The organism is Rhodococcus sp. NPDC058521 (genome assembly GCF_042719695.1).
In the GTDB taxonomy this organism is placed as follows: Bacteria; Actinomycetota; Actinomycetes; order Mycobacteriales; family Mycobacteriaceae; genus Rhodococcus_F.
This window is the reverse complement of sequence record NZ_JBHXNL010000004.1, coordinates 243,690-260,922: the sequence shown is the minus strand read 5'-3', so window position 1 is coordinate 260,922 and position 17,233 is coordinate 243,690. Positions and strand designations below refer to the sequence as shown.

14 protein-coding genes are annotated in these 17,233 nt (G+C 65.1%); 5 read left to right on the top strand and 9 right to left on the bottom strand.

Annotation, left to right across the window (positions count from 1 at the left end; all coding sequences use genetic code 11):
* Positions 1 to 2: 2 nt before the first annotated feature.
* From zwf to tkt, 3 genes are read right to left on the bottom strand one after another with little or no spacing between them, the layout of a single operon-like run.
* Positions 3 to 1,547: a glucose-6-phosphate dehydrogenase gene (gene zwf, locus ACFWO3_RS09275; RefSeq protein WP_378576405.1), complete on the bottom strand. Its 1,545-nt coding sequence runs from the start codon at positions 1,545 to 1,547 to the stop codon at positions 3 to 5.
* 4 nt (positions 1,548 to 1,551) lie between these two features.
* Positions 1,552 to 2,676 carry a transaldolase gene (gene tal / locus ACFWO3_RS09270; protein WP_378576403.1) on the bottom strand — a complete coding sequence of 375 codons (1,125 nt, stop codon included), beginning with the start codon at positions 2,674 to 2,676 and terminating at the stop codon, positions 1,552 to 1,554.
* A 4-nt stretch (positions 2,677 to 2,680) separates the two neighbouring features.
* A complete protein-coding gene (gene tkt / locus ACFWO3_RS09265; protein WP_378576401.1) occupies positions 2,681 to 4,789 on the bottom strand; it encodes a transketolase in 2,109 nt (702 codons plus the stop codon).
* A 197-nt stretch (positions 4,790 to 4,986) separates the two neighbouring features.
* Here tkt and ACFWO3_RS09260 point away from each other — a divergent pair, with 197 nt between their 5' ends.
* Positions 4,987 to 5,967, top strand: a complete 981-nt coding sequence (locus ACFWO3_RS09260) for a heme o synthase (RefSeq protein ID WP_378576665.1) — start codon at positions 4,987 to 4,989, stop codon at positions 5,965 to 5,967.
* 10 nt (positions 5,968 to 5,977) lie between these two features.
* Here ACFWO3_RS09260 and ACFWO3_RS09255 read toward each other — a convergent pair whose 3' ends face one another.
* Positions 5,978 to 6,943: a quinone oxidoreductase family protein gene (locus ACFWO3_RS09255; RefSeq protein WP_378576399.1), complete on the bottom strand. Its 966-nt coding sequence runs from the start codon at positions 6,941 to 6,943 to the stop codon at positions 5,978 to 5,980.
* 111 nt (positions 6,944 to 7,054) lie between these two features.
* Between ACFWO3_RS09255 and ACFWO3_RS09250 the strand changes: the two genes are divergently transcribed.
* The gene (locus ACFWO3_RS09250; protein ID WP_378576397.1) at positions 7,055 to 7,426 is read left to right on the top strand and encodes a hypothetical protein; all 372 of its coding nucleotides are present in this window, start codon (positions 7,055 to 7,057) and stop codon (positions 7,424 to 7,426) included.
* Here the strand turns inward: ACFWO3_RS09250 and ACFWO3_RS09245 are convergent.
* The 5 genes from ACFWO3_RS09245 to mptB form a co-directional block, all read right to left on the bottom strand.
* Positions 7,423 to 8,406 carry a heme A synthase gene (locus ACFWO3_RS09245; protein WP_378576395.1) on the bottom strand — a complete coding sequence of 328 codons (984 nt, stop codon included), beginning with the start codon at positions 8,404 to 8,406 and terminating at the stop codon, positions 7,423 to 7,425. The genes ACFWO3_RS09250 and ACFWO3_RS09245 overlap by 4 nt on opposite strands.
* Before the next feature lie 57 nt (positions 8,407 to 8,463).
* Positions 8,464 to 9,894, bottom strand: a complete 1,431-nt coding sequence (locus ACFWO3_RS09240; protein ID WP_378576663.1) for a hypothetical protein — start codon at positions 9,892 to 9,894, stop codon at positions 8,464 to 8,466.
* Between the two features lie 92 nt (positions 9,895 to 9,986).
* Entirely contained in the window at positions 9,987 to 10,787 is an 801-nt protein-coding gene (locus tag ACFWO3_RS09235; RefSeq protein ID WP_378576393.1) for an ABC transporter permease, read from the bottom strand.
* Positions 10,784 to 11,728, bottom strand: a complete 945-nt coding sequence (locus ACFWO3_RS09230) for an ABC transporter ATP-binding protein (RefSeq protein WP_378576391.1) — start codon at positions 11,726 to 11,728, stop codon at positions 10,784 to 10,786. The genes ACFWO3_RS09235 and ACFWO3_RS09230 overlap by 4 nt, the downstream gene beginning before the upstream one ends.
* Positions 11,725 to 13,506 carry a polyprenol phosphomannose-dependent alpha 1,6 mannosyltransferase MptB gene (gene mptB, locus ACFWO3_RS09225; RefSeq protein WP_378576389.1) on the bottom strand — a complete coding sequence of 594 codons (1,782 nt, stop codon included), beginning with the start codon at positions 13,504 to 13,506 and terminating at the stop codon, positions 11,725 to 11,727. The genes ACFWO3_RS09230 and mptB overlap by 4 nt, the downstream gene beginning before the upstream one ends.
* Positions 13,507 to 13,648: 142 nt before the next feature.
* Here mptB and ACFWO3_RS09220 point away from each other — a divergent pair, with 142 nt between their 5' ends.
* The 3 genes from ACFWO3_RS09220 (at position 13,649) to sufD (ending at position 17,205) form a co-directional block, all read left to right on the top strand.
* Complete coding sequence (locus ACFWO3_RS09220; protein ID WP_378576387.1) at positions 13,649 to 14,443, top strand: helix-turn-helix transcriptional regulator; 795 nt, start codon at positions 13,649 to 13,651, stop codon at positions 14,441 to 14,443.
* A gap of 81 nt (positions 14,444 to 14,524) precedes the next feature.
* Entirely contained in the window at positions 14,525 to 15,982 is a 1,458-nt protein-coding gene (gene sufB, locus ACFWO3_RS09215) for a Fe-S cluster assembly protein SufB (protein WP_378576384.1), read from the top strand.
* Entirely contained in the window at positions 15,982 to 17,205 is a 1,224-nt protein-coding gene (sufD, locus tag ACFWO3_RS09210) for a Fe-S cluster assembly protein SufD (RefSeq protein WP_378576381.1), read from the top strand. Before sufB ends, sufD begins: the two co-directional genes overlap by 1 nt.
* The last annotated feature ends 28 nt before the right edge of the window (positions 17,206 to 17,233 follow it).

Sequence of the window (17,233 nt, the reverse complement as noted above, 5' to 3'; positions counted from 1 at the left end):
CGCTACGGTCTCCTCCACTCGCGCCCTGTGCGGTGCATCATCTCGTCAGCAGACGGCGGACCCCACGTTCCGGCTTCGTACGACTCCGGGGTGCCGTTCTTCGCCCAGCGTTCGAGAACCGGGTCGAGGATCTCCCAGGACAATTCGACCTCGGCATTGACCGGGAACAGGGACGGCTCGCCGAGCAGGACGTCCAGGATCAGTCGCTCGTATGCTTCCGGGGACGACTCGGTGAACGCCTGCCCGTAGCTGAAGTCCATGTTGACGTCGCGAACTTCCATGCTGGACCCGGGAACCTTGGAGCCGAAACGCATCGTGACACCCTCGTCAGGTTGCACGCGGATCACCAATGCGTTCTGGCCGAGCTCCTCGGTCATCGTCTGATCGAAGGGGAGGTGCGGTGCACGTTTGAATACGACGGCGATCTCGGTGACACGTCTGCCGAGCCGTTTTCCGGTTCGCAGGTAGAATGGAACACCTGCCCACCGGCGAGTATCGACCTCGAGGGTGATTGCCGCGAAGGTCTCGGTGGTGGAGTTCGACGCGAAGCCGTCCTCCTCGAGGAGCCCACACACCTTTTCGCCGCCCTGCCAACCGCCGGCGTACTGACCACGGGCGGTCGTTTCGTCGAGCGGTTCGGCCAGATGGGTCGCCGAAAGCACTTTGATCTTCTCCGCCTGCAGTTCCGAAGGTTCGAAACTGATGGGCTCCTCCATCGCGGTGAAGGCCAGCAACTGCAATAGGTGATTCTGGATGACGTCCCGGGCAGCGCCGATTCCGTCGTAATACCCAGCTCGACCACCGAGTCCGATGTCTTCGGCCATCGTTATCTGGATATGGTCGACGTAGTGCGCGTTCCAGATCGGGTCGAACAACTGGTTCGCAAATCGGAGGGCCAGAATGTTCTGAACGGTTTCCTTCCCGAGGTAGTGATCGATTCGGAAGACCGTGTCCTCGGGGAAGACTCGATTGACCACCGAGTTGAGCTCACGGGCGCTCGACAGGTCGTGCCCGAACGGCTTCTCGATCACCACCCGCCGCCATTGACCGTCCTCGGACTGTGCGAGGCCCGCGGCCGACAGCTGCTCGAGAACGACCGGGAACGCATCCGGCGGGATGGCCAGATAGAAACCGTGATTGCCGCTGGTACCTCGCTCGGCGTCCAGGGTTTCGAGCGTGGATGCGAGTTCCGCGAAGGCCTCCGGATCGTCGAACGATCCCTGGACGAACCGAAGACCCTCCGCCAGCCGATCCCACACGTCCTCCCGAAACGGGGTGCGTGAGTGATTCCGAACCGCGTCGTGGACGACGTCTCCGAAATCTTCTGCCGCCCAGTCTCGGCGGGCGAACCCGACGAGAGAGAACCCGGGTGGCAGAAGACCACGATTGGCGAGATCGTAGATGGCGGGCATCAATTTGCGCCGCGCCAGGTCGCCGGTCACACCGAAGATCACCAGGGCACACGGGCCAGCGATGCGCGGGAGCCGTTTGTCCCGGCTGTCTCGGAGTGGATTGACCCAGTCTTCCGACACCTCGGGGTCAGTCACCGGATCAACTCTTCCCACCCGCTGCGTGAAGCTGCTGCGCCGTAGCGTCCAACAGTTCGTTCCAGGAAACCTCGAACTTCTCGACACCCTCGCGCTCGAGGACGACGAAGACGTCCGCGAGATCGATACCGACCTCTGCGAGCTGGTCGAAGACGACCTGTGACGCGGCCGCGGTGCCCGACACGGTGTCGCCGGTGATCTCGCCGTGGTCGGCAACCGCGTCGAGAGTCTTCTCGGGAACGGTGTTGACAGTGTTCGGCGCCACCAACTCCGTGACGTACAGCGTGTCGGGGTAATCGGGGTTCTTCACTCCGGTCGATGCCCACAGCGCTCGTTGTGGGAGGGCACCCGCCTCGAGGAGAGTCTGGAACCGCGGCTCGACCTCGAATGCGCGCTGGTAGGACGCGTAGGCGAGGCGGGCGTTGGCGAGTGCGGCCTTGCCGCGAAGTGCCAGCGCGTCCGGAGTGCCGATCTTCGTCAGACGGTCGTCGATCTCGGTGTCCACGCGCGAGACGAAGAACGACGCCACGGAGTGGATCTTCGACAAGTCGTGGCCGGCGGTCTTGGCGGCCTCGAGACCTTCGAGGTACGCGTCGATCACGGCCTCGTACCGCTCGACCGAGAAGATCAGGGTGACGTTGACGCTGATCCCCTCACCGATGACCTTGGCGATCGCCGGAACACCCTTCTCGGTGGCCGGGATCTTGATGAAGAGATTCGGACGATCGACGATCTTCCACAGTTCGACCGCCTGCGCGATCGTCTTCTCGGTCTCGTGCGCGAGCCGTGGGTCGACCTCGATGGACACCCGGCCGTCGATGCCGTTGCTCGCTTCGTACTGCGGGGCGAGTACGTCACAGGCATCGCGGACGTCGTCTGTCGTGACGGTGCGGATGGTCGATTCGACGTCCGCGCCGCGCTCGGCCAACTCCCGCACCTGCGCGTCGTAGGCAGTGCCCTTGCTGAGCGCACTCTGGAAGATCGACGGGTTGGTGGTGACGCCGACGATGCTCTTGGTGGCGATCAGTTCGGCAAGATTGCCCGACTTGATGCGGTCCCGGGAAAGGTCGTCGAGCCAGATGGATACGCCCGCTTTGGAGAGCTTGTCCAGGTTGACGTTCTGAGTCATGCCATCATCCCTTTACGTGCGTGAGCGAGCGCTGCGCGGCCGCTACGACGGCCTCGGCAGTGATGCCGAACTCGCGGAACAGGGTCTTGTAGTCGGCCGAGGCGCCGAAGTGCTCGATGGAGACGATCTCGCCGGCCTCGCCCACGAACCGGTACCACGGCATCGCGATCCCGGCCTCCACTGCGACACGCGCCTTGACCGACGGCGGGAGAACGCTGTCGCGGTAGGTCTGGTCCTGGGCGTCGAACCACTCGACACACGGCATGGACACGACTCGCGTGGGGTGCCCGTCCGCTTCGAGCGTCTCGCGGGCGGCAACTGCCAACTGCAGTTCCGAACCGGTCGCGACGAGCACGATGTCGGGGGTACCGGTCGATGCCTCGGCGAGAACGTAACCGCCGCGCGACACGCCTTCGTAGTTCGTGCCCTCGAGCACCGGCAGGTTCTGACGGGTCAATGCCAGGCCGGCGGGTGCCCGAGTCGCCTCGTCCGTGCCCTTCTCGAGAACTGCGCGCCACGCATACGCCGTCTCGTTGGCGTCGCCCGGACGCACCACGTACAACCCGGGGATCGCGCGAAGCGCAGCCAGGTGCTCGATCGGTTGGTGTGTCGGGCCGTCCTCACCGAGGCCGATCGAGTCGTGAGTCCACACGTAGGTGACCGGCGTCTTCATGATGGCGGCCAGGCGTACTGCGGGTCGCATGTAGTCGCTGAACACCAGGAAGGTGCCACCATAGGGGCGGGTGGGCCCGTGCAGTGCGATGCCGTTGAGGATCGAGCCCATCGCGTGCTCGCGAACACCGAAGTGCAGGGTGCGGCCGTACGGCGTGGCGGTCCACATGTCCGTCGAGATCGACTCGGGCCCGAAGGACGGTGAGCCCTTGATGGTGGTGTTGTTGCTCTCGGCGAGATCGGCCGAACCACCCCACAACTCGGGGAGAACCGGACCGACCGCGTTGAGGACGGCCGCCGAAGCCTTGCGTGTCGCGATGTCGTCGGAGCCGGCATCCCACGTGGGAAGCGTATCGGCCCATCCGGCAGGCAGGTCGCGTCCTGTGAGGCGCTCGAGCAGTGCCTTGCCCTCGGTGGAGCGGGAAGCCCAGGCATCGAACGAAGCCTGCCACGCCTTGTGCGCTTCGGCACCACGCTCGAGTGCCTTACGGGTGTGGGCGATGACCTCGTCGGAAACCTCGAAGGTCTTCTCGGGGTCGAATCCGAGCGCCTTCTTGACTCCGGCAACCTCGTCGGCGCCGAGCGCTGCACCGTGCGCCGCGCCCGTGTTCATCTTCTCCGGTGCGGGGTAGCCGATGATGGTGCGCAGCAGGATGAGCGAGGGACGACCGGTCTCCTCGTTGGCAGCCTTCAGCGCAGCCTCGATGGCGACGACGTCCTCACCGCCCTCGACGACCTGAACGTGCCAGCCGTATGCCTCGTACCGGGCCGCGGTGTCCTCCGACAGCGCGATCGCGGTGTCGTCCTCGATCGAGATCTCGTTGTCGTCGTAGATCAGGGTGAGGTTTCCGAGCTGCTGCGTTCCGGCGATCGACGAGGCCTCGGAGGTGACACCCTCCTCGATGTCGCCGTCCGATGCGATGACGTAGATGTGATGGTCGAAGGGGCTCTGTCCGGGTGCGGCTTCCGGGTCGAACAGACCGCGCTCGCGCCGTGCCGCCATGGCCATACCGACTGCGGAGGCCAGTCCCTGGCCGAGGGGTCCGGTCGTGATCTCGACGCCGCGGGTGTGGCCGTGCTCCGGGTGTCCGGGGGTCTTGGAACCCCACTGGCGCAGCGACTCCAGGTCCTCGAGCTCGAGGCCGTAGCCGGCGAGATACAGCTGGATGTAGAGCGTGAGGCTCGAGTGCCCACACGAAAGGACGAAGCGATCACGTCCGATCCAGTCCGCGTCGTTGGGATCGTGCCGCATCACGCGCTGGAAAAGGGTGTAGGCGAGGGGAGCAAGGCTCATCGCCGTGCCGGGGTGACCGTTTCCGGCCTTCTGAACTGCGTCGGCGGCGAGCACACGGATGGTGTCGACGGCCTTGGTGTCCAGCTCTGTCCAGTCCTCTGGATGAACCGGTTGCGTGAGGGCGCGGATCTCGTCTGTGATCGACACGGGCAGAAGTCTCCTGACATGGGTGAACGTGGAGCCTGAGGATGCGTGAACCTCTTGTGCGTCCCCAGCCTAGTGTGCGGTCCTATCCGGGTCGATTCGGTTCGCGCATATCGGCGGTCTACCATCGTCTGTAGTAGTGGGAGCCCGTCGTGTCACGGCGGAACGACGGTATCGAGCAAGTGGTGCAAGGAGAGAACGTGCGGACAGGGCATCAGCCGAGCGGTCACGGTCTCGGTAGCTCGAGTCCCACCCCACGCGTCACGTCCGAGACCCCGTTGGGGCGCGCGACCGCGAAGGTTCTGGCCTATGTCGCGCTTACCAAGCCGAGGGTCATCGAACTGCTTCTCGTCGCCACCATCCCGGCGATGCTTCTCGCGTCCCGCGGAACCGTCGACATCGTGCTGATCCTGAGCACGCTCTTCGGTGGCTGGATGGGTGCGGCCAGCGCCAATTCGCTCAACTGTGTGGTCGACGCCGATATCGACAAAGTCATGAAACGCACGGCGCGCCGCCCGTTGGCGCGCGAGGCGGTCCCCACGTCGCACGCCTTCGTCTTCGGGATGACGCTCGGCGTCGGCTCGTTCGCATGGCTGTGGTGGCGAGCGAACCTGCTGGCCGGTGCGCTGGTCCTTCTCACGATCGCGTTCTACGTCCTCGTCTACACGATGGTCCTCAAGCGCCGTACGTGGCAGAACGTCGTGTGGGGTGGTGCCGCAGGATGTATGCCCGTGATGGTCGGTTGGGCCGCTGTGACCGGTTCGCTCAGCTGGCAGCCGATCGTCCTGTTCCTCGTCATCTTCTTCTGGACGCCGCCGCACACCTGGGCCCTCGCGATGCGCTACAAGGAGGACTACGAGGCTGCGGGTGTGCCCATGCTGCCGGTGATCGCGACCGAGGAGCAGGTCACCAAACAGATCGTCATGTACAGCTGGGCGATGGTGATCACCTCCCTGCTGCTGGTACCGGCCGCCGGCCTTGTCTACCTCGTGGTGGCCCTGCTTTCCGGAGCGTGGTTCCTGATTCTGGCGCACCAGCTCTACCGCGGAGTTCGGGGCGGAGCGACGGTGAAGCCGCTCCGCCTGTTCCTCCAGTCGAACAACTACCTGTCGGTCCTGTTCGTCGGTCTCGCGGTCGATTCCGTGCTGGGACTCCAGACGGTGACCGACCTGTTCGGCTGATTCGTCCTTCTCAGGGGACCAGCACGATCGAACCGGTTGTCGCCCGCCCTTCCAGATCGCGGTGCGCGGCCTCGGCCTCCGCCAACGGGTACTGCGCCCCGACCGTCAGCTGCAACGAACCGTCGGACAGTGCGGTGAAGACGTCACGGGCCCGCCATTCGAGTTCGTCCCGGGTACGAATGTGGTGCGCGAGCGTCGGCCTCGTGAGGAAGAGCGATCCGGCGGAGTTGAGCCTCTGCGGATCGAACGGCGGCACCGGCCCACTCGCGGCGCCGAACAATGCAACGGTGCCGCGAATCCGGGTGGCAGCGATGCTCGCGTCGAACGTTGCCGCCCCGACACCGTCGTAGACCGCCGCGGCGCCATCGCCGTCGGTGAGTTCGCGAACCCGGGCGGCGATGTCGTCGTCGTACCGCAGAACCGTGTGCGCCCCGGCAGCGCGGGACAATTCCGCCTTGGCGTCGGTGGACACCGTGGTGACGACACGGGCGCCGCGCGAGACCGCCATCTGGGTGAGCAGCAAGCCGACACCGCCGGCGCCCGCGTGGACGAGGACCGTCTCGTCCTTCCGGACGGGGTAGGTCGAGTGGAGGAGGTAGTGCGCCGTCATACCCTGAAGCAGGGCACTCGCCGCCTGCGGTGCAGGCACTACGTCGGGTACAGGGACGGCGACCGCCGCGGGAACTCGGACGTACTCGGCGTAACTACCCGGCGCCGCCGCCCATGCCACACGGTCTCCCACCGCGAAGTCCGATACCCCGGAACCCACCTGCTCGACGACACCGGTTCCTTCGTCTCCCGGGACGTAGGGGAGTGGGCGGCTGTACGTGCCGGTCCGGAAGTACGTGTCGATGAAGTTGATTCCGATGGCATCGGTCCGGACGAGCAGGTCGGTTTCGCCCGGGACCGGCACGTCGATCTCGACCGGCTCGAGGACTTCGGGTCCGCCGTTCTTCGTCACCTGAATTGCGCGCATGGCGTCCGTTCTACACCGTCGCCGACAGCGTCGTGAGGTCAGCGTCAGTTGGTCGGCGCGCAGGGCGAACCCCGTGGAAACATTTCGCAAGAAGTTCAGTATTCTCGACACATGAGCACCGACACCACCGAACCGGACAAGAAGGTGGCCGAAAGCTCCGGCCCGAAGTTGCCGGAAACCGCGGTCAAGGCAATCGAGAAATTCCTGGCGGATCACGGCGAAACCGCAAAGGCGGTGATCCAGCCGATCGGACTGGCCGGTGTCCGGATCACGCTCGTGGGTGAGGACGGTGTCCTCGGCGATCAGGTCGTTGCCGACGTTGCCACCGCGAATGCGGTCGTCGCGTCCTTCGACAAGGTCTCGGTCTCCGAGTGGGATCGAGCAGTCACCAGCATCGTCACCCCGAGGGAAGGTCACTTCGCGCAGATGGCCGGTTGGGTCGCCAAGCAGACGCGATTCCCGAAGGCGCGGAACGAGAGCTAGACCGTCGCGTTTCGGCTGTCGACCGAGGCGTCAGTGGGCTGTGGAACGGACTTTCGGGTTCGTCCCGCAGCCCACACTGCTGCGGTAGCCGCCGTGCAGAGGCCGGCACCGGCGACGTGCACCGTGACGAGAGCCGCCGGCACGTCGGTGAAGTACTGGACGATTCCGACAAGTCCCTGAGAAACCACCAGCGCAAGCAGAACCTTCAGCCGCAACTTCACGGCGCGAGTGGCGCCGACCGCGTAGACCCCGAAGGTGAGGCCCACGAGCAGCGCAAGGTAGGCGACCAGCGTCTGTGCGTGCAGATGCACGAGTGTCACGATGTCGATGCCGAGGCGGGGGACGATTCGATCGACACTCTTGTCTCCCGCATGCGGTCCCGCACCGGTGACGAGGGTGCCGGCGACGAGGGTCGCCGCGAGCGCCACCCCGGACACGGCCGTCAGCAACCGCAGTGGCCTCGGCAGGGGCCGAGTGACGGCGCCCTCGTCCGGCTCACAGACTTTCGCGAACATGACCGTCGCAACCCAAACCATCGCCATCGACGCGAGCAGGTGGACGGCGACCGTCCACCACAGGAGTCCGGTGAGGACGGTGACACCGCCGATCACCGCCTGAACAACGGTGCCGAGAGGCATCATCCACGCATAGACGATCACCTCCTGGCGACGTCGTGCTCGGGTCACCGCCAATACGATTGCAGCTGCCGCGAGAACGACCACGAAGGTGAGGAGTCGGTTGCCGAACTCGACCACTTGATGGAGAACGGCGACTTCGCCGTGTAGGACAGGGGTGAAGCTGCCCTCGAAGCACTGCGGCCAGGTCGGGCATCCGAGACCGGAGGCGGTCACGCGGACGACCGCTCCGGTGACGGCGATGCCGCCCTGCGTCAGGATCACGACGAACGCCAGCACGCGTTGTAGCCGTACTGACGGAAGCGGGAGTCGATCGACCAGGCTCAGGAAGCGGCGATATAGCACGCCAACGATGGTAGTGGTCGATCAACTACAGCTTGTCGTTGACCCTGGTTCGGTACATTACTTCGACTGGATCTGCAGCATTCCGGTGATTGTCCCTTGCAGGTACGAGCCTGCCTTCGTGATCGTCCCGGACATCTGCAGCGTGTCGTTCGCGACCGTTCCAGGGAGCGGAGTCGCTGCGACCACTCTGCCGTCGGCCGGGTTCAGCACCGTGAACGTGAACGTGTCGAGAGGTGTCGTGGACTCCGGGCCACTTCGAACGACCGTGTAGAGGTTGCCGTCACCGGTCGACAGGTGCGGAACGGCCGCGCTTCGGATCGGTGAGTTCCAGACTTGATGACACCCGACCGGGTCGATGTCGACCCTGGTGAGGCCACCGCCGAACGGGGCCGAGTCGGGTACGGAGGGCCCGGCCCCATCCGGAGTGGCGGGATAGGGGTAGCCGTAGGTGCTCGCAACGTAAACCGAATCGCCGATCCCGATCGGGGAGTTCTCGCTGCCGTTGGGGCGCTCACCGCCGTCCAGAACCGGGATGGTGCACATGTCACGGCCGGACGACGTATCGAATACTCGAAGAGACACCGTGGGGTCCGCGTTGTCCACCACAGCGAGGTAGTCACTCCCGGTTGCCGGACCGAAGTAGGTGGGGGTGGAGCCGGTGCCCCAACTGAGCTGCCCGGGCTTGCGGGCCGGCCCCCGGTCGTACGCCTGTCGCCAATCGACCTCTATTCGGCCTCCTACGAGTCGTAGCTGGTACAGCGCATGTGTCGTGGCGACGGCCGTTCCGGCCGGCGACGTGGAAATGCTGTTCTGTACCTGCTCACCCGATTCGAGGGTGCGGGATCGGACCTGTCCGGACTGATCGACGGCCCCCACGACACCGGCCGCGGTGGCGAACCACACGTTCCCGTCCCAATCCGGAGATAGGCCTGTCACGTTGTCGCCCTCGGCGATCGCACCGGCGAGGTTGACCGTTTCGTCGACGTGCAAGGACCAACGGCCCTCGGCGTCGCGGGAGTGGGAGATTCGCTGCAGTTTGCGTTCCCCGTCGACCGCCACGAGTCGATCGTCGTTGTCGAGATACGCGTACACGCCGCCGAGAAGTGAGCCCTTCGCCAACTCGAGGTGTGCCAGCGATCCGCCGAGCAGCGCGGGTGACTTCGGGTCGAGAAGATGAACCGTGGGCGTGCGCCCGATGATCGGGGTGCACAGGGCCACCACCAGCTCGTCCGAGCCTTCGAGGAGAGTGGGGCAGGCGGCTGCGAGTGGGCGCGCGTCCACGGAGTGTGCCTGTGCGCCGGGTCCGGGCAGGGGAGTGACGTCCGACGATGCGGCGTCACCGTGCATCGTCGCTGTTCCCACCGGTCCGAGATACGGGTTCGGTGGTGTTGCCGGTCCCCAGTGCGGTGCTGCGGACGCAGTTGGTACGCACATGATGATGGCCGCGAGTGCCGCGAAGATCGGGGCGCTCGCGCGACGGGCGACCATGGCCGCGCCAAGGTTCGAATGGGCGAGCTTCTTCGCGTCACGATGCACTGGACGAGCCTGCGCTCGGAATTGAACAACGGCCATGGTTCGGATCAGACGAACTTGAACGTCTTGGTGGCCGCGATGCCCGCAGCTGCAGCCCACACGGTGAGGACGAAGACGCTGAGCCAGTCGACCCCTTGTCCGAGGGCGGACTGTAGCGCATGCGCGAGAGCCCCGGACGGGATGAGCCGAGCGCCCGTGTCGAGGGCTGCCGGCACATCTCCGGTGACGAACACCATGCTGCCCACGCCTACCATGATGAACCACAGAATATTCGCCAGCGCGAGAACGATCTCGGCGCGCAGAGTGCCTCCGAGGAGCAGTCCCATGGCCGCGAAGGTGATCGTGCCGAGTGCCAGGATCACTGCCCCCAGGAGCAGCCCGACGAGGGTGGGGCGCCACCCCAGTGCCAGTCCGATCGCACCGAGAAGTAATGCCTGGAGAGCCACGACCAGAACGACGGCTGCGCTCTTTCCGGCGATGATTCCCCACTTCGGAAGCGGGGTCGCACCGAGTCGCTTGAGGGCGCCGTACCGCCGGTCGAATCCCACCGCGATCGCTTGACCTGTGAAGGCGGTGGACATGACCGCCACCATCATGACGGCCGGAACCACCGTGTCCACGCGGGAAGTTCCGAGGTCTCCTACCGGCAGCAGGCAAAGCCCGATCAGCAGGGTGATCGGGATGAACATCGTCAACAGGAGTTGCTCTCCGTTGCGCAGAAGGAGTTTGAGCTCGAGTGCCGTCTGCGCGCGCAGCATCGCCGCGGGCGCATTCGGGCGTGGATTCGGGATGAACGTGCCCACGTCGAACCGGTTACCAGACAGACGATCTCCGGTGTTCACGTTCATCCTCTCAATTCCTTGCCCGTGAGCTCGAGGAACACGTCTTCGAGGCTCCGCTGGTCGACGCGGATCTCGCCGATCAGCGCACCGAGGTCTACACACCACGATGCGACGGCGCTGACGATCGCCGGATCGATCGATCCTTCGACCACGTAGGTCCCCGGTGTCGATTCGTGTGCTCGGAACCCACTGGGCAGCGTGTTTGCGAGTTTCGTGACGTCGAGACCTGGTGGTGCGGTGACGCGTAGTTGCCCTTCGGCGCCGTGGCTGGTGACCTGTGCCGGCGTACCTGATGCCACGATTCGCCCGTGGTCGATGATGACCAGTTCGTCGGCGAGTTCCTCGGCTTCGTCCATGAGGTGCGTCGTGAGGAGGACGCTCACGCCGTCACGACGGAGTGCGTCGATCAGCTCCCACACGAGAAGGCGGGCCTGGGCATCGAGTCCCGCCGTCGGCTCGTCCAGAAATACCAGTTCGGGCCGCCCGACCAGAGCGCAAGCAAGGGCCAGTCGTTGCTGTTGCCCACCGGACAGACGTCGGTACGGGGTCCGCCTCGAGTCGTCGAGACCGAGGCTGCGCAGCAGCCAGTCGACGTCCAACGGGTCCGCCGAGTACGAGGCGACGAGTTCGAGCATCTCGCCCGCTTTGGAGCCCGGGTACGCGCCTCCGCCCTGGAGCATCACTCCGATACGGCTGCGAAGTTGCGCCGACTCGGCAATGGGGTCGAGGCCGAGGACTCGGACACGTCCCGAATCCGGACGGACGAAGCCTTCGCACATTTCGACGGTGGTGGTCTTTCCCGCACCGTTGGGTCCGAGCAGCGCGAGCACCTGGGAACGATGCACGGTCAGGTCGAGTCCGGCGACAGCGGTCTTGCCGTCGTACGCCTTCGTCACGCCCTCGAGATGAACTGCGGGTGTCGAGTCCCCGCGCGCGTTGGCCGTCACGGGGACTCAGCGTAAGCCCCGGCGGGATCGTCACGATCCGCTGCCCCGGCTTTTTCGGTGGGCGGTTCCACGCGCCACGGGAGTCGATTGCGGGTGATCACGATGAGAGTGCCGACGGTGAACACGGTTGCGATTGCCGCCTGCACGATCACGAACGGCTGTTCCTCGCCGCCCTTCGGCATGAGAATCACGCTGACGATCGACGAGAAGATGATCGCGGGAATCCGAAACGCCCTGGTGGTGGCCCAGGCCGCCAGTGGCAGGACCGCCCACAGCAGATACCAGGGCTGGACCACGGGAAAGAGCAGGACGACTGCGCCGACGGCCAGACCGAGTGCGCCGACTGCGTGGATGCGGCCGTACAGAACGGCGAACAACATCCGGATCGCAATGTACGCGGCGACGAGCGACGCGATCGGCCTGGTGAGACTGAGTACTGCCGTGGTGTGATCACCCAGCCCCAGGAGTACCCCGCCGAGTCCGGTGACCATGCCCAGGAGCGTGGGGATCGACATCCAACTGCGAACGGCGTTGGCGGTCCCGAGGGTGTGAATCCATCCGATGCCGAGGCCGCTGCCGACACTCACCGCGGCCGTGACCAGCACCGCGATCCCGACGAGCAGTGCTGCCGCCCCGAGTACCGCCTTGACCGTGCCGCCCCATCTTCGTGCCAGCGCCATACCCACGAATCCCAGCGCGAGCAGGGACGGAATCTTGATGGTCGAGGAGAGGGCGACCAGGACGGCGCCGGCGACGAGAAGCCACATCGCTCTGCCACCCAGCGGCCTCGAACTTTCGATCGCGCGCAGCGCCAGTTCCATGCCCGCCAACATCAGCCCGAGCATCAGGGCTTCGTTGTGGATCCCCGCGACGAGGTGGAAGAGCACGAGGGGATTCGCGGCGCCCAGCCACAGAGCGGCAACCGCGGACACCCCGCAGCGGCGTGCGAGGCGGGGGAGTGCCCACACGATCATGGCGACGCCCGCAAGAGCCAGAAGTCGGTGCAGAAATATGCCTGCGACGATGTTCTCGCCGGTCAGCGCCGTGATTCCTTTGCCCATCCACAGGAAGAGGGGTCCATAGGGTGCGGGAGTGTCTCGCCAGATAGTCGGGACGGTTCTGGTGAGGACGTGATCCACGCCGAGCGCACCGGCAGGGCCGATCTCATACGGGTCGAGACCGCGCGCCGCAATCTCGCTCTGTGCCAAGTACGAATACGCGTCCTTGCTGAACATCGGAGGCGCAACGATCAGCGGGAGGATCCACAGCAGCAACGTGCGGTCGAGTTGGGAACGGTTGAGTTGGCGACGCACCGGACCACCTCGGCGACCCAAGTTGCCGACGGCGAACCTCCCGAGGAGCAGCCATGCGATCACCACCATGACAGTTCCCGTCATGGTGAGGGTGAGGGCGGCACTGGGAATTCGGGCAGGCAGCCCGAGAACACGCAGACCCTGAACCGGATTCTGGAGAACGGGATGTGACCCTGCGCCCAGGGACCCGACCAGCATGAGGACAGCGCCGGTGGCACCGAAGCGACGAATGCCACGGAACTGCTCGTTTTCGTGGCGGTTCAAGCCGGGCGCTTCGCTCACGCCGGCCGGCTCGCCCGCGTCGTCATGGAGGGCGTCGGCCACGGTAGGGCGGTGCGTGCGACCGTCTATGCCGAGGAATCGTCGCATCAGCTCGATCGGTGCTCGGCGCGGTGGTGTCGCTGGGGTCCGATCGGTGTCGGGCGCCGGAACGGCGGATTCCGGGGTATCGGGGGTCTGCGGCACATGTGGGAGCGTAGTCGGCCCGGGCGGGTGGCCCGTAGGGCCGGGTTGGGGGTGACGCCGTGGGTGGCCCGTAGGGCCGGGTTGGGAGTTCGAACAACTCCGGCAGCGGTCTTGTTCCCGCATGTCATGCAGGTAACCCTTAGTGGACCAGCGTCATCAATTCCGTCACACTGGTGTTGTGAAAACGGATGCAACGCGACGGGTGACCGAGGAAGGTGCTGGTAGAGCGCCTTCGGCGGTCGAGCCTACCCATGCGTCATCGCCCGTTGTCATCGGTCACGAAGGCCATACGCGGGCGGCGGTCGTGAGGCTGCTTCTCGAAGAAGGCCCCATCACCGCCTCCGAGATCGGACGCAAACTGGGTCTCAGTGCCGCCGGTGTGCGACGACACCTCGACGCGCTCATCGAATCCGACGAAGCCCGCGAGGCCTCGACAGTTGCGGTCCGGCATCGCGGTCGTGGACGACCTGCAAAGTACTTTCAGATCACCGCACACGGTCGTGGGCGGCTGGGACACGCGTACGACGATCTTGCAGGTGCCGCGATGCGCCAGCTGCGAGAGGTCGGCGGCAACTCGGCAATCACCGAGTTCGCGAGGCGTCGAGTGGACGCGATCGTCGGAAACGTGGAAGCGGTCGACGGTCAGAACTCGGGCGAGGTCGAGAAGACGGCGGGCGCAATCGCGGATGCCTTCACCGAAGCCGGTTTCGCTGCGTCCATCAGACCGGTCGGTCACGGCGTGCAGATCTGCCAGCACCATTGCCCGGTGTCGCACGTCGCCGAGGAATTCCCCGAACTCTGCGACGCGGAGCGCGACGCGTTCACCGAACTGTTGGGCACCCACGTGCAACGCCTGGCGACCATTGCAAACGGGGACTGTGCGTGCACAACTCACGTTCCACTCGGGCCCGCACCACCCCAACCTCCGTCCACGTAGGTCCTCCACGGATCCACACCAACGTCCTCCCGGCGAACAGCCCCTCGCCGATCAAGAATCAAGACTCCGGAAGGAGCTCGCATGACCGTCACTTCGGACCAGGTCGATGCCACTCAGGGTGGCGCCGAGCCGCTGACCCAGGAAGAGACCATCGCGTCGCTCGGCCACTACGGTTACGGCTGGTCGGACTCGGACGAGGCAGGTGCTGCAGCCCAGCGCGGCCTGTCCGAGGCAGTGGTGCGTGACATCTCGGAGAAGAAGAACGAGCCGGACTGGATGCTGGACATCCGACTCCGTGCCCTGAAGACGTTCGACAAGAAGCCCATGCCGAACTGGGGTTCGAACCTCGAAGGCATCGACTTCGACAACATCAAGTACTTCGTCCGCTCGAGCGAGAAGCAGGCGGAGAACTGGGAAGACCTTCCCGAGGACATCAAGAACACGTACGACAAACTGGGTATCCCGGAAGCGGAGAAGCAGCGGCTCGTCGCGGGTGTGGCCGCGCAGTACGAGTCGGAGGTCGTCTATCACTCGATCCGTGAGGATCTCGAGTCGCAGGGCGTGATCTTCCTCGACACCGACTCGGGTCTGCGCGAGCATCCGGAGCTGTTCAAGGAGTACTTCGGAACGGTCATCCCTGCCGGTGACAACAAGTTCTCCGCTCTGAACACGGCAGTGTGGTCGGGTGGGTCGTTCATCTACGTCCCGCCGGGCGTCCACGTGGACATCCCACTGCAGGCCTACTTCCGCATCAATACCGAGAACATGGGCCAGTTCGAGCGCACTCTGATCGTCGTGGACGAGGACGCCTCGGTGCACTACGTCGAGGGATGTACCGCACCGATCTACAAGTCGGACTCGCTTCACTCCGCGGTGGTCGAGATCATCGTGAAGAAGGGTGGCCACTGCAGGTACACGACCATTCAGAACTGGTCGAACAACGTGTACAACCTGGTCACCAAGCGCACCAAGGTCGAGGCCGGTGGATCCATGGAGTGGGTCGACGGCAACATCGGCTCCAAGGTCACCATGAAGTACCCGGCCGTCTGGATGATGGGCGAGCACGCGCGGGGCGAGGTCCTGTCGGTGGCGTTCGCCGGTGAAGGACAGCACCAGGACACCGGCGCCAAGATGCTTCACCTCGCGCCGCACACGTCGTCCACGATCATCAGCAAGTCCGTTGCCCGCGGTGGCGGACGGTCCTCCTACCGTGGACTCGTGCAGGTCAACAAGGGTGCCCATGGTTCCAAGTCGACCGTGAAGTGTGACGCACTGCTGGTCGACCAGGTCAGCCGGTCGGACACCTATCCGTATGTCGACATCCGCGAGGACGACGTGACGATGGGGCACGAGGCGACTGTGTCGAAGGTGAGCGACGACCAGTTGTTCTACCTCATGAGCCGCGGGCTGACCGAGGACGAGGCAATGGCAACGGTGGTTCGTGGATTCGTCGAGCCCATCGCGAAGGAACTCCCTATGGAGTATGCGCTCGAACTCAACCGCCTGATCGAATTGCAGATGGAAGGGGCGGTGGGTTAGTGACCACGCCAGAAACCGATGTCAACAAGCTGGGTGTGACGGGCGCAGTCGCGGGGGAGAACCCGACGCGGACTGCGACAGGGTCGCCGATCGTCAACAAAGGTGAGGTTTTCACCTCGTACGACGTGAATGCTTTCGAGATTCCCGCTGGTCGCGACGAGGTGTGGCGTTTCACGCCGTTGCGTCGCCTTCGTGGACTGCACGACGGCACGGCCGTGGCATCCGGCGCGGCCCCCGTGGAGGTGAATGGCCCGGACTCCGTGAAGGTGGAGACGGTCGACCGCACCGACGAACGGCTCGGACAGGGCGGGGCTCCCGCCGATCGCATCGCGGCCCAGGCGTACTCGTCGTTCGATTCGGCCACCGTCGTGACGGTCGGTCGTGAGGTCGAAGTACCCGAGACGGTGAACGTCGTCGTCACCGGGCCGGGCGAGGGCGAGGTCGCGTTCGGTCACATTCAGATTCGTCTCGAAGAGTTCGCGAACGCCACCGTCGTTCTCGATCACCGTGGCAGCGGCACCTACGCCGAGAACGTCGAGTTCGTCCTCGGCGACAGCGCGCGTCTGACGGTGGTTGCCGTTCAGGACTGGAGCGATGATGCGGTCCACGTGACCGCTCACCACGCGCGTCTCGGCCGCGACTCCGTGCTGCGGCACACCAATGTGAGCCTCGGCGGAGATCTCGTCCGCCTCACCGGCACGGTGAAGTACACCGGCCCGGGTGGCGACGCCGAAATGCTCGGACTGTACTTCGCGGACGCCGGTCAACATTTCGAGCAGCGCTTGCTCGTCGACCATTCGCAGCCGCACTGCAAGTCGAACGTCGTCTACAAGGGTGCACTGCAGGGTGACCCCGGTTCGGGAAAGCCAGACGCGCACACCGTGTGGATCGGCGATGTGTTGATCCGCGCAGAGGCGGAGGGCACCGACACGTTCGAGCTCAACCGCAACCTGGTTCTGACGGACGGAGCCCGGGCCGACTCGGTTCCGAACCTCGAGATCGAGACCGGTGAGATCGTCGGGGCCGGTCACGCCAGCGCTACCGGCCGATTCGACGACGAGCAGCTGTTCTACCTGCGTGCTCGCGGTATTCCGGAGGAGCAGGCTCGTCGCCTCGTCGTCCGCGGATTCTTCCACGAGATCATCAACAAGATCGCAGTTCCCGAACTGCGTGAGCGTCTCGAGGCAGCTGTCGAAACCGAATTGGCCGCTGTCGGCGCCTGACGCCGCCACCTGGCCGGTAATCATCGAA

Coding starts and splice junctions, on each gene's coding strand:
- tal (WP_378576403.1), bottom strand. CDS start 2,676: ATGACTCAGAACGTCAACCTGGACAAGCTCTCCAAAGCGGGCGTATCC.
- ACFWO3_RS09255 (WP_378576399.1), bottom strand. CDS start 6,943: ATGCGCGCAATTCAGGTGACGAAGAACGGCGGACCCGAAGTCCTCGAG.
- ACFWO3_RS09250 (WP_378576397.1), top strand. CDS start 7,055: ATGAGCACCGACACCACCGAACCGGACAAGAAGGTGGCCGAAAGCTCC.
- ACFWO3_RS09240 (WP_378576663.1), bottom strand. CDS start 9,894: ATGGTCGCCCGTCGCGCGAGCGCCCCGATCTTCGCGGCACTCGCGGCC.
- ACFWO3_RS09235 (WP_378576393.1), bottom strand. CDS start 10,787: ATGAACGTGAACACCGGAGATCGTCTGTCTGGTAACCGGTTCGACGTG.
- sufB (WP_378576384.1), top strand. CDS start 14,525: ATGACCGTCACTTCGGACCAGGTCGATGCCACTCAGGGTGGCGCCGAG.